The 12,656-nt window shown below is 39.1% G+C and carries 7 protein-coding genes and 1 rRNA gene; 4 read left to right on the top strand and 4 right to left on the bottom strand.

Annotated elements, in window-relative coordinates; all coding sequences use genetic code 11:
- Positions 1 to 423 precede the first annotated feature (423 nt).
- On the bottom strand, positions 424 to 1,896 hold the full coding sequence (locus tag K245_RS25495; RefSeq protein ID WP_051284434.1) for a leucyl aminopeptidase: 1,473 nt from the start codon (positions 1,894 to 1,896) through the stop codon (positions 424 to 426).
- A 20-nt stretch (positions 1,897 to 1,916) separates the two neighbouring features.
- Positions 1,917 to 2,900: a class II fructose-bisphosphatase gene (gene glpX, locus K245_RS0119140; protein WP_027360490.1), complete on the bottom strand. Its 984-nt coding sequence runs from the start codon at positions 2,898 to 2,900 to the stop codon at positions 1,917 to 1,919.
- 665 nt (positions 2,901 to 3,565) lie between these two features.
- Between glpX and K245_RS27870 the strand changes: the two genes are divergently transcribed.
- Positions 3,566 to 3,817: a hypothetical protein gene (locus tag K245_RS27870; RefSeq protein ID WP_156906852.1), complete on the top strand. Its 252-nt coding sequence runs from the start codon at positions 3,566 to 3,568 to the stop codon at positions 3,815 to 3,817.
- A 1,225-nt stretch (positions 3,818 to 5,042) separates the two neighbouring features.
- A complete protein-coding gene (locus K245_RS27000; RefSeq protein ID WP_198013936.1) occupies positions 5,043 to 6,998 on the top strand; it encodes a PAS domain-containing hybrid sensor histidine kinase/response regulator in 1,956 nt (651 codons plus the stop codon).
- Positions 6,999 to 7,330: 332 nt separating this feature from the next.
- On the opposite strand, the gene K245_RS0119155 is transcribed toward K245_RS27000, so the two are convergent.
- Both K245_RS0119155 and K245_RS0119165 read right to left on the bottom strand, forming a co-directional pair.
- Positions 7,331 to 8,626 (bottom strand): 3-deoxy-D-manno-octulosonic acid transferase, encoded by a 1,296-nt coding sequence (locus K245_RS0119155; RefSeq protein WP_198013937.1) that lies wholly within the window; start codon positions 8,624 to 8,626, stop codon positions 7,331 to 7,333.
- Between the two features lie 541 nt (positions 8,627 to 9,167).
- Positions 9,168 to 11,021 (bottom strand): penicillin-binding protein activator, encoded by a 1,854-nt coding sequence (locus tag K245_RS0119165; RefSeq protein ID WP_027360493.1) that lies wholly within the window; start codon positions 11,019 to 11,021, stop codon positions 9,168 to 9,170.
- 173 nt (positions 11,022 to 11,194) lie between these two features.
- On the opposite strand from K245_RS0119165, the gene K245_RS0119170 reads away from it, so the two are divergent.
- Together K245_RS0119170 and K245_RS0119175 are read left to right on the top strand one after the other, a co-directional pair.
- Complete coding sequence (locus K245_RS0119170; protein WP_027360494.1) at positions 11,195 to 11,878, top strand: DUF4124 domain-containing protein; 684 nt, start codon at positions 11,195 to 11,197, stop codon at positions 11,876 to 11,878.
- 549 nt (positions 11,879 to 12,427) lie between these two features.
- Positions 12,428 to 12,656, top strand: a 16S ribosomal RNA gene (locus tag K245_RS0119175); the annotation flags it as partial.

Raw genomic sequence — 12,656 nt, forward strand, 5'->3', positions numbered from 1 at the left:
AAAATACCACTCGCGCAGAATGAAGAGGATTATAGAGCTTTGCTCCCTATATCTGTCACATCACAAATTTCCACGTAGTTGGCTGGATGCTTACGAAAGAACTAAAGAAGATGTGTTGGGGATGGTCCGGGAAACAGCTTAAAAAAAGTGATTTATTTCCCAGACCATTAATAATCCTAACAGTAACAGTAATTAACAAGGTAGCAAAAAGTTCGACCCCCGCCATCCCAGCGAAGGTCGGACTCAAGAAGCAATTAAAAATACAAAAAGCCGGATCAATTCCGGCATGACGCAGCCGCCCTTTTTTGATTTTTTGCGAGACCATCAGTATTGACAAGATCGCAAAAAAATCGTCCGCAAAAGGTCGTGTTTCCGTCATTCACACGCGGTCTGGATTCAGCTGATGTCTATCTAAAGGCGACCCTAAATATCATCAATTAGATTACACAGAAGTCTGACTCCAAAGCCAGTTCCCCCGGCCCCGCAATAATCAGACGGCTTCTTGGAATATGCAGGTCCTGCTATGTCGATATGCGCCCATTTTGTTTTTTCAACAAAATCAGATAGAAACAGGGCTGCTGTCAAAGCTCCTCCCCATCTCGCATTGGCTGAATTTGTCATATCCGCAAAATCGCTTTTCAGCATTTCCTTATAATCTTCCGGCATAGGCATGAGCCAGCATCTTTCATGTACTGCATTGCCTGACTCAGCTACTCTTTTACCAAATTCATCATCATTTGAGAATACACCAGCTATTTTTTCACCAAGTGCCACCATGCATGCACCTGTAAGTGTGGCAAGGTCAATCATCATGTCTGGTTTATAATTCTTGGCTATATACGTTAGAGTATCAATGAGTATAAGCCTGCCTTCCGCATCCGTATTGGTTATTTCGATTGTCTTGCCGTTGAGGCTTTTGAATATGTCGCCTGGCCTGTAAGAATCACCGGAAGGCATATTCTCAACTATAGGGATTGCTCCTATAGTATGAGTGGCCGGCTTAAGTTTGCTTACAGCAATAAGGGTAGCTGCTACTGCCGCACCTCCGGCCATATCCATTTTCATGTCTTCGAGTGAGCCTGTTGGTTTGAGATTTATACCGCCTGTGTCAAAAGTTACTCCTTTGCCCACAAAGGCAATTTTTTTCTTAATCTTGCCTTCCGGTTTATATTCCATGATAACAAGTCTTGGCTTGCTTGTGCTTCCCTGACCAACAGCGAGAAGAGCACCAAATCCCAGACTTTTCATTTCTTCTTCATCAAGAATAGTGACTTCAAGGCCGTTTTCTGTTGCTGTTTTTGCAAGCATTGTTGCAAATTCCTCCGGCCTTTTATGATTTGACGGCATGGAGACCCATTCCCTTGCCAAAATAGTGGAAGCGCAGATTATTTCTGCTTTCTCCTCCAGGCCTGAAAGTTTTGCAACTGAACCTGTTTCAGTAATGATATCAATATTTTTTAAAGCAATAGTCTTTTTTTCGCTTTTGTAAGCATCATATATATGGTTGGCCAGAATAGAACCTTCGCACAAGGCTGATGCAAGCTTGTCTGCTTTTATTTTTACTTTGGTTGCACCAGGGCTTGAAATGGCAATATTTTCTGCCTTTTGAGAAATAGCAGTTTTCACAGCCTTTCCAGCCATGCATCTGAAGGTTTCTTCTTTTAAAGCATCCGATTTACCAATACCTATAAAAAGGACCTTTGATGCGGAAACACCTTCTGGATTATGAAAAATAATACTTTCGCCGGTCTTGCCTTCAAATCCTTTTATAGCTTTTGCTTTTTTAACAAGTTCATTTATTTCCTGATCAGCGTGAATGCTTTTGTTCTCACATACTGGTATTGCAAGAAATTCAATGTTTTCTGTTGTTATATCTATATGTTTGATTTTTATCATGTCATATCCTCTTGGTTCTATTAATCATATTTTATTGCGCTGAAGCGCATAAGTTTTTTCCAGTTGTGAACTGATTTTATGTAGCGTATCGTACCGGTTTTGCCTCTTATAACGAGGGAATGGGTTTCTGCTCCGTTTCCGGTATATTTTACTCCTGGAAGAAAAACGCCTCCTGAAATTCCTGTAGCAGCAAAAAATAAGTCATCGCTTTTTACAAGCTCGTTTACGCTGAAAACCTGATTAAGGTTGATCCCGGCCTTTTTCATAGCCTCAAACTCATCTTCTTTCTGAGGATCAAATTTGGAAAGCATTTCTCCGCCGATTGATCTTATTGCACATGCTGATATTACACCTTCCGGTGTTCCTCCCGTTCCCATCATTACATCGATTTCTGATGTCGGATCAATTGCCATAAGCGACCCTGCTACGTCACCGTCAGTATGAAGCTGTATTCTTGCGCCTGCTTTTCTTATCTGATTTATGAGATCTTTGTGCCTTGGTTTGTCCAGGACAAATACCACAAGGTCTTCAATATCTTTGCCTATGGCAGATGAGATTTTTATCAGGTTTTCTTCGACAGGCGCATCTATATCGATCACGTTTTTTGCTTCCGGAGGAACAACAAGCTTTTTCATGTAATAGCTTGGGCCAGGGTCAAACATTGTGCCTGAAGGGGAGGCCGCTACAACAGAAATTGCGTTTGGCCGCCCAAATGCGAGAAGTTGAGTTCCTTCAACAGGATCTACGGCAATATCCATTGATACGCCTCTGCCAGACCCAACTCTCTCTCCGTTATAAAGCATCGGAGCCTCATCTTTTTCACCTTCTCCGATAACAATTTTGCCGTCAATATCCATGGACGCGAAAGACAGCCGCATGGCATCGACTGCTGCTTGGTCGCCGGCATTTTTGTCTCCCTTACCCAGCCATCTCGCGCTTGCCAGAGCAGCTGTTTCTGTTACCCTGGCCAGATCAAGGGCCAGGTTGTGCTGCGGAATTTCCATGATCATCTCCTTGAGAACTTATATTCCGGAAAAATAAAACAATACCTTATTTATATTCAATTTTTTGCGTTTTATAGCAAATAATTCGAAAAGTACATCTCTTCTATAATGTCTTTGATAATAAACAGTTTGAAAAAAAGATTCAAACTTACGAAAAATATGCTGCAAAATATCTAATTAAATTATGGATGCCATTTTTTTGATATGATATTATCTCCGTCCAATCAACCACGGATGCTCAGGCATCTTTAACATTTTATTATTCTCTGCCGTTTGTAGCTTCTCTGGCTCTGTTTTTTTATAAGAGCCGGCTACAGTGTAGTTCAGGTTTAGCTCCTGTCCTATGGAGTAGTGTGTACGTTCGGTAAGATATGCCCATAGGAGATAATGTGAATAAATTCAATAATCTTATTCTTGTTGTTTTCAGTTCCGATTATTTTTTTCCTGTCAGTTGCTTAATATCGTTGTTTCTTGTCACTATGCTGTTTTCAGTTCTGGACACCAGGCTAATTACAAAGGGGGATAAACCTCATCCTTCATTTTATGTGATCCAGAATATATCAGACCATGGTGAATCAAGTTTTAAAGCTATTCCGTTTGAGGATTTGCCTTCTAAGTTTGATTCGGCACAGTTTTTATTGCCCCAGGCCACTGGCAGAGCTTTTTTGGAAAGAGGAAACGCTTCTTTCACAGTGCGATGTTCTGAAAATAATAAAAATATTGTTGAGGTCAGGTTTAGGGGGGATGAAGCGTCAGGAGTGTCAAAATACTCTTTATCGAATGATGGTATTATTCCGCTATATTCAAAAGTCTTTCATCGGGTACATCTTTTTGCTGCAATTCCCTATGCCGCAGCTATTGCTTTGGCAATTATGTTTGGTGCAAGAGCAAGGCTTGAAAGGTATGATAAAAAATAATTGGTTGTTTCCCATATTATGCTGAAATGATTTTTCTTTCGATTCCAGAAGGAGAAAAACTCGACCGAGAGAATGTTTTGGGATTTTCCCGGCTTCCAAGCACAAATCTTGGAGAAGTGTAAATTGTTTTTGCAGTTTGTAAATAGTTTTTGTTTGATTAACACATGTATAGAAAATAGTTTTTCAACTTTCCCCATCTGTCTCTACCCCAATTTATGATGGGCTCTAAAAAGCCCGATTATCGTCATTACGGCTAGGCCTGAATCCAGAAGTGCCTGAAAATGCTGGATACTCAATCAAGTCCGGCATGATGCCGCCGAATTATTTTAACTTGTTGCACATTGTCAAATATGATTCTGAAAATAGTCTGTAGGGTTCATACGATCTTTGAAATTTATAATATTTATAAATATATTCATTGATAGGCTATATTGGGGTTTCATAAATCAGCAAATAGTTGAAGCCGGTATGGCATGTGTCTTGCTAAACCTGAAGTTGTCCTAAGTATTTTTACAGCTTTTTGAAACATTTTTTTAGGAGTGGATAAATCTGAGCAATCTTAAACCAACCGAACTTTTTTCATGTTTTCAGGTCAATAATAGAGATGGGCAAAGACAATAATGGTCAAAAACAGGTAATAAATAGAAACAGCCAGATATCGATGGAAAATGTGCGGTCTGATTCGTCGCCATCTGAAAAAAGGCTAAGAAGAATAAGCGCTTCCCTTGTGCTATTTATTTTTTTGGCATTGTGGCTTACCCAAAACCTTGCAGAAGTAAGTTCACCCGCAAGCAAATCACCTGTTTTTTATCTCTCATGCTTTAACACCATCATTATTTCACTTGGCATTATATTGGCTTTTACAAAGATCTGCCTGATACTCAGAGCATCAAATTCGGCGCATTTGACAGCAGTTAATGAAGAATTTAATTATCGAAAATTTATACGTAACAGCACAGAAGCCTTTTTTTTATTAAACATGGAATCGAATAATTCTGATTCAGATAGATTTGTTTGCGTAGAGGTTAATCGATCAGGGTGTAATTTTTTAAAAAGAACTGAAAATTCAATAATTGGAAAAGAAGTTTCAGATTTGCTTCCAAATGAGATTTCAAAAAAAATCGATTTTAAGTTTCATAATTCATCACATGGTATGAAAAATCATGAATTTGAATTCTGCTCTGATGACATAGATATTTGCCAAGGGTGGTTCAGGTGCTCAATCATGCCTTTAAACAACAAGGTCGCTGTATCTGTGAGGGATATTACTGATCGAAAGACTGCGGAAGCAACGCTTGTGGATAGCGAGGCAATGTTCCGAGCGCTTGCTGAAACTTCTGCGTCCATGATTTTCATTCTCAGCGCGGATCGAAAATTTCTATACACAAACCCCTCATTCCAGAAAATCTCAGGCTATTCAGAAACAGAACTGCTTAACATGCAGTATGAAGAGATAATCCATTCAGAACAAAAATCAAAATCAGCCCATATTGAGGAAATACTTCAGTGTTTACCCAAAAGTCCTTACAGGGATATTATCAAATTCGTGGCAAAAGAAGGATCAGAAAAATGGATGGATATTTCTGTAACTTATATAAACCTTGATTCAACACCTGCCTTGTTGGGTTCTGCCCTTGATATTACTGAACGCAAACTTGCTGAAGAAGAAATAAAGGAAAGCGAAGTCAGGTTCAGAACAGTCTTTGATTTTTTCCCATATGCCATTTCACTGACTGAAATTGAATCCGGGCGATTTATAAGCGCCAATAATCAATTTTCTAAGATGGTAAAGATAAGAAACGATGAAATAATAGGTAAAACTTCGGCCGAGCTTGGAATCTATCCGGATGATTTTAGAAATCAATACCTCGTTACAAAAATTAAGGAAGTTGGTTTTGTAAATAATCTTGAAATAGATTTCAGAGCAAATGATGGATCTGTTTTTAACGGGTCTCTTTTTTCAAAGATTATCAGAATAAAAAATGTGGAGATGATCATAAGTGTGATTAAGGACATAACGGATCTAAAAACACTTCAACGTCAATTGCAGCAAACCCAGAAAATGGAGGCCATAGGTACACTTGCAGGCGGAATTGCCCATGATTTTAATAATATTTTAGTTCCTATAATGGCTTATGCGGAAATGACAATGGAGTGTGTCGACAAATCAAGCAAACAATATGATTATCTGAATAATATTCTTAATGCGTCGTACAGGGCAAAGGATCTTGTTCAGCAGATTCTGTCATTCAGCCGCCATAACGAGATGGTTTTTGAACCAATGTTTATTCAACCTATTATTAAAGAGACTGTCAGGTTTTTGAGAGCCTCCATTCCTTCAACAATAGAGATTAAAGCTAATCTTGATAAAAAGTGTGGAGCCATAATAGGCAATCCTTCCCAAATTCATCAAATAATCATGAATCTGTCCACAAATGCCAAACACGCCATGGAACAAAAAGGTGGCAGTCTTGAGATCTCACTGGCCGAAGCTGAAATATGGCCAAATGATTTCAATGAGTTTACGGATCTTTATCCTGGTCGATATGCCAGATTGACAGTTTCAGATACTGGTCACGGCATGGATAATTACTTGCTTGATAAGATTTTTGAGCCTTATTTCACAACAAAAAAAGATGGGAAAGGTACAGGGATGGGGCTTTCTGTAGTTCATGGAATTGTCAAGACATACGGAGGATCAATTAGCGTATCAAGCCTGCCAGGAAAAGGTACTAAATTTGATATTTATCTGCCGCTTGTTCATAAGGTGGCTGAAAAGGGGGCATCAACGGTTATCCATAAAAAACCCGCCGGTATTGAGCACATTCTTCTTGTTGATGATGAATCCGTTGTTGTCGAAGCTGAAAGGGAAATACTTGAAGGATTAGGCTACAGGGTTTCCACCATGACGAACAGTATGGATGCTTATGCTTTCTTTGTTGATAATCCTGATAAAATTGATCTGGTTATTACAGACATGACAATGCCCAAAATGACAGGCGCGGAACTTGCCATGAAGATTCTTGATAAAAAACCGGATACTCCTATTATATTATGCACCGGATATAGCGAGAATTTTACAGAATCGAACGCTGCGGCCATTGGAATAAAAAAATATATAGTGAAGCCTTTCGTAATGCAGAATCTGGCCTGTTCTGTCAGAGAAGCTCTTGATGGGTGATTTTTAAAGGCAGATAATTGCCTGATAGCTCTCCTCAAGGTTATATATGATCAAATCACTTTCCTGAATATTTGTAACTTATCTTCGCCCCCTCCACTTTTTTTGAAAAAGGTGTTTCCGAAACCTCTCCCGAAAATTTTTATGGTTTCGGTGTCAATCTTTCATAAAAAAAGTTTTTCAATTCCGGTGAATAGTTAAGAATGATGGACTCGCAAAAAGTCAAAAACGGGCGGTGTCGTCATGCCGGACTTGATCCGGCATCTTTGTATTTTTAGATATTTCTGGATTCCGGCCTGCGCCGGAATGACGGGAATCGGACTTTTGCGACTTTGTCAAGAATATTTTAGAATAACTTCGGCGTGTTTTTTTGCTGCTCCTGCTTTTTCTTCTATGGCAATAGCCGCCTGTTTTCCCATTTCATCTGAAAATTCCTGATTGCCAAGAATTTTGGCAAGCCATAAAAAGAGATCTTCCGCGTTTTTGACTTCCTTTGCCGAACCTGATTCTATAAGGATTCTCGCCACGTCTGCAAAGTCATCCATAAAAGGCCCGAACAGTATAGGTTTTCCTATAACAGCAGCCTCCATAGGGTTTTGTCCGCCGAATGGGAAAAGACTTCCTCCGCAGAATACGGCATCTGCTAATCTGTACAATGCAGCAAGTTCTCCTATTGTATCAAGTATTATCACGCTTGATTCTGGTGGGTTATCAAGCTTCAAGGCTGTTCGGAGGGAATAGCTGATAGAGCTTTCTTGAAGAATTTTTTCAATCTCACTTGTTCTTTTTATGTGTCTTGGCGCTATAGCAAGAATTGAATCAGGAAATGTTTTTTTTAGATTAAGAAAAGCTTTTATTACTATTTCTTCCTCGCCAGGCCTCGTGCTTCCGGCGACAATGAGTTGTCGGTTTTTTTTATTGATTAATAGATCAAGGTTACCAGCCTTTGTCTTTTCTGAATTACTATTTTTGAGTTTTATTGCCTGATCGTATTTAGAGTTTCCATTTACAGAAATCTTTGAAGGGTCAGCACCAACATCAGCAATCCGTATGCTGTCTGGTTCTGAAATCATGCTGAAAGCGATTATTGAGGATAGAATTTCTGATGAAAGAGGCTGCATTATTTTGTAAGCACTGCGGGTCGATTCAGATATTCTCCCATTTGCAGTAATGATATTGATTCCCTTTTTTGCAGCTATCATAATCATATTGGGCCATAATTCTGTTTCAGTAAGAACAAGAGTATCAGGTCTTAAAAAATCAAACGCTCTTGAAACAGCATATACAAAATCCAGTGGCGCTAATATTTTTATAATTTTTTTATCAGTAAGCCTTTCAGCTATTTCGTGGCCTGTTTTTGTGACTGTTGAAAATACTATGGATATATCCGGATATTTTTTTTTTATTTCATCAATAATTGCACACGCTGCACCAGTTTCTCCAACAGACGATGCATGAATCCAAATTCTTTTTGATGCTTTTTCAGGTTGTACGAAATTATAAAGGCCAAATCTTTGTAAGAAAAGGCTGTTTTTGTCTCCATGCAAAAATCTAAAAAATTGAATAAATACTGATAATGGTATAAAAATCAGCGATGTTATAAATCTATAAAACGAGTATGTTATCTTCATTAATTCATTTCTGGCCATGCTCTGAAAAGATTTTTTATTTATGCGTCTCTATATATAAATAAAGACGCTAATTATTTAAGCCTCCTCAAAAATTGATGGCTCGCAAAAAGTCAAAAAAGGAGGTAACATCATGCCGGAGTTTATCCGGCATGCATATTTTCAGACGCTTCTGGATTCCGGCTCACTGTTTTCACCGGGACAGGCCCGCCGGAATGACGGGAATCGGATTCTTTGCGACCATGCCATCCATCCAAGCGTTTTATGTTCATTTTTATTTGTGGTTATGCTCAATTCTCATTAACATATGAAAGTTCATGGGCTTAACATTTTTAAAACTCTAAAAACATCAGTTTTTTGCCTACTAACAAAACCATAAAGTTTTTGCGGAGCTTTTTACAAAAAGCGACCCGCCAGAGGCACTCGGCTTAACGTCGGATTACGGACAAAGGGCGTCCTAATCTGACCTACGCATCACCCTTTTTTGATGGCAAATTAACCATAAAAGGCACTTCTTAACTGAAAATCAGGCAGAGCCACATTTTTATTTGTATTCTGTGAACTCGCCGTTTTGTACCTTGATAATGTAAAGCTCCTTGTATGCCTCTCCATTTTCGCTGAAGCTTGTCTGTCCTGTAACTCCAAGGAAGTTTTTCAAGCCATGAAGACGGTTTTTGAGCTCAATTCTTGAAGTAACATCCGGTTGGCTTATAAGTTCAAACAGCATCATAGCACTGTCGTATGAGATAGCCTCGATGAAACCCGGGTTCTCACCATAAGCGCCTGAAAATCTTGCCACAAAATCCTGTACATTAGGTCTTGAGCTTTTAGCTATGAATCCATCAGGAAACAGTACATTCTCAGCCGCTGGACCTGCTCCCTGTGCAAGCTTGGGGGAATTCCACAGATTTGTTCCCATTACCTGAACATTGCCTAAGTTGTGGTAATTCAGCTGACCAATTATAAGTCCTGCATTTTTGGGCCCGTCAGGAATGAAGAGCACATCATATGGCTTTGCATTAATGGAATTGGGATCAGACCCATTAACATCTTTCGGCGCAATCCTTTTTATAAAGGCAGTAAAATCAGTAAGGCCCGGAGGGTAAGAAGCTTTTGAATAGATTGTTCCACCGAGTTTTGTAACATTGTCTTCAAAATATTTAGTCATGGATTTGCCATATTCATCTTCAGGATATAAAATTGAAAATGATCTGGCTCCAAGGTTTTCAAATGAGAATTTTGCTGCTGCCTCGGCCTGCATTTGGCTGCTAATGAAGTTTCTGAAAACAAAATCGCCGGCAGAAGTAATATGATCTTTTGATGTCAGGGTAATTATTGGCAATCCCTGGAGTTGGGATTCTCTGACAGCTGCTTCAGCTGGGCCTACGGGGCCGACTATGGCCATTACTCCTTCATTTGCAAGTTCCTTTACAGCTTCTGCTGCTTTATCATCCCTTGATCCTGTATCCTTTATAACAAACTTGACCTGTTTCCCTCCTTCAACTGCTTTAAATGAAGCAAGAGCAAGTTCGATACCCTTCTGGGCCTGGGCGCCGAAGATTTTAAATTTTCCGGTTAAAGGAAGAATGCAGCCGATGGTCGATTTTGAGTATGGATCGTTCGCTGCCACATCTTTTAGTTTTGCGGTTGCTTCTGCGGCAAGTTCATGGTCCGGAAATTCTTCAAGAAACGATCTGAATGATGCTGCAGCACCTTGAAAATTATGTTCAGCAATGTAATTTAGTCCTAACTGAAAAAGGAGGTAACTTTTTAAAGCCGCGTTTTTTGTTGAATAAGCAAGTGTTTTTAGATTTTGAGTGTCAATAAGAGACACTGCTTTTTTGAGATTTGCTTTGATATCCGCTTTATCCTGCTCAGTAGCTTCTTTTAAAGCGTCACAAAATGCTGCTGCTGCTGATGAATAATCTTTCAGTGCGAGATAAGATTCACCTTTAATCTTTAAAATCTGAAATCTTGTGTTTTGGGGAATGTTTCCAGCAAGAAACTCCGTCGATTTTTTTACGAGTTTTTCGTATTCTCCTTCCTTATAACATGACTGCAGATATTTAACCCTTGCTTCATAAGATGCGGGATTAGTAGGATAGTTCTTTATTGTTTTTTCAAAAGCATCCTTTGCTGCGTCAGTATTACTTAGAATAAGATGGATTTCTCCTATTCTCAGAGACGCATCTGCTGAATTTGGTGAGTGCGGATATTTTTTAAGGTACTTTTCAAATTCGCTTAAAGCTCTGTAAAAGGTCTTGGAGTCATAGAATGATTCAGCTTTAGCAAACATTTCAGCATCAGGGCTGATTGTTTTTTCCGGCTGAGTCTGTTTTAAGGCGCATCCTGAAAAAATAAATATAAAGCATGCAAGAATACACAAAGAATATTTCATTTATTTACCACTATTTTTAAGGTTAAGCATTTTTACAACGCTGGGTTTATACAATAACAAACAGGGTTAATCAAAAGTTATTTGCTTGAAAAATATTGATGGAAAAGCGATAATCATAAAATTTTTAAGACTTATATGACGCAATATCAAATTATAATTAAGGAGATGCGGAAATGAAAAAAATGTTGTTTGCTTTCGGGATGTTTTTTATCTTGAACATCCAGCCAGCTTATTCCGAGATTTACCAGTACAAAGACAAAAATGGCAATACAATTTTTACTGATGATATGTCAAAGGTTCCTGAAAGTCAGCGCGAAGAAATAAAATCATATGACGAGATACGGTCCTCTCCTGATCTTTCAGGCCCTTCGGGCGACAATATGGCAGCAGAGCCGCCCCCTGCAGATCAGGCAGCTCCTCAGCCGGATTCTTCTGAAAATGAAAAAAATAAGGCATTAGATGCAAAGAAAAACGAACTGGATGAAAAGTCAAAGGCTTTTTCAGATGAGGCAAATGCCTTAAATGATGAGAGAAAAGTCCTTGAAGAATCTTTAAAAAATTTAAAGACCAAGGAAGAAAAAGAAGCTTACAGGCAAAAACTTAAAGAATTCAATCAGCGTGCAGATGATTACAATAAGAGAAAACAGTCTATTGATGCCGAAATTGGTTCATACAATCAGGAAATTGGAACTGCAAATGAAGCAAAAATAGAGGACGAGAAAAACCTTGACGTAAACCAGATCCCTGAGGATTCTATCAAGGGGAAAAAGACCAAAAAGAAAAAGGATAAAGACCAAGGAAAAGCTGAAGGAGAAACAACTGCTCCTGACGCAGAAGCTGAAAAAGAAAAAAAATAAATCAGTCGACGATCATCTTTCAAAAGCCGGGACCTGCAATTACTTTAATTAGTGATGGTTTTCCGGCTTTTTGGTTTATTGAAGGTACATAAGCCTAAACTTGACAAGGCTGAAAAATGGCATGGCCGTTACAAAGACTGGCTGAACTCAAGCCGGAGTGCGGCCTAAAAAATGGGATTGTGGCTTTTTCGTGAGCTAGGTATTCATGATTCCATAATATTATTAAAGGATTTTGATGATCTATGTCAGTTATTATTGGCCTGTTAAATATAATTTAAAAAAACGATTGACAAAGTGATCAGTAGCCTATAGTTTCGGCGGGTCTTGAACACGAAGGCTTCTTCGAGAGAAGGAGTTCTGAGTAGGTGGCCTAAAAGTCACTTCAAGCGAGAAGAAAAAGTAATAAAAACTTCTTGACAAGACCGAGTGGATAAAATAGTCTGCTCAAGTTTTTCAAGGGCAGGAAACTGTTTGCGAAATTTTTGGTTTGTAAGTTTGATCTTTGAAAACCTGGTAGTATAGAGTAGTGACAGCAGAGAGTAAAAGGATTAATTGGAGAGTTTGATCCTGGCTCAGAATGAACGCTGGCGGCGTGCTTAACACATGCAAGTCGTACGCGAAAGGCGCTTTCGGGTGCCGAGTAGAGTGGCGCACGGGTGAGTAACGCGTGGGTAATCTACCCTTGGATCTTGGATAACATATCGAAAGGTGTGCTAATACGGGATGAAGTCTATGTGAATGAGTTTATGTAGATGAAAGGCCGCGCAAGCGGTTGTCC

The sequence above is a fragment of the Desulforegula conservatrix Mb1Pa genome (assembly GCF_000426225.1).
Classification (GTDB): domain Bacteria; phylum Desulfobacterota; class Desulfobacteria; order Desulfobacterales; family Desulforegulaceae; genus Desulforegula; species Desulforegula conservatrix.

What these genes read in the sequence shown, in the direction of transcription:
- K245_RS0119155 (WP_198013937.1), bottom strand. Translation starts at nt 8,626, where the DNA reads ATGAAGATAACATACTCGTTTTATAGATTTATAACATCGCTGATTTTT.
- K245_RS27000 (WP_198013936.1), top strand. Translation starts at nt 5,043, where the DNA reads ATGCCTTTAAACAACAAGGTCGCTGTATCTGTGAGGGATATTACTGAT.
- K245_RS0119170 (WP_027360494.1), top strand. Translation starts at nt 11,195, where the DNA reads ATGAAAAAAATGTTGTTTGCTTTCGGGATGTTTTTTATCTTGAACATC.
- K245_RS0119165 (WP_027360493.1), bottom strand. Translation starts at nt 11,021, where the DNA reads ATGAAATATTCTTTGTGTATTCTTGCATGCTTTATATTTATTTTTTCA.
- glpX (WP_027360490.1), bottom strand. Translation starts at nt 2,900, where the DNA reads ATGGAAATTCCGCAGCACAACCTGGCCCTTGATCTGGCCAGGGTAACA.
- K245_RS25495 (WP_051284434.1), bottom strand. Translation starts at nt 1,896, where the DNA reads ATGATAAAAATCAAACATATAGATATAACAACAGAAAACATTGAATTT.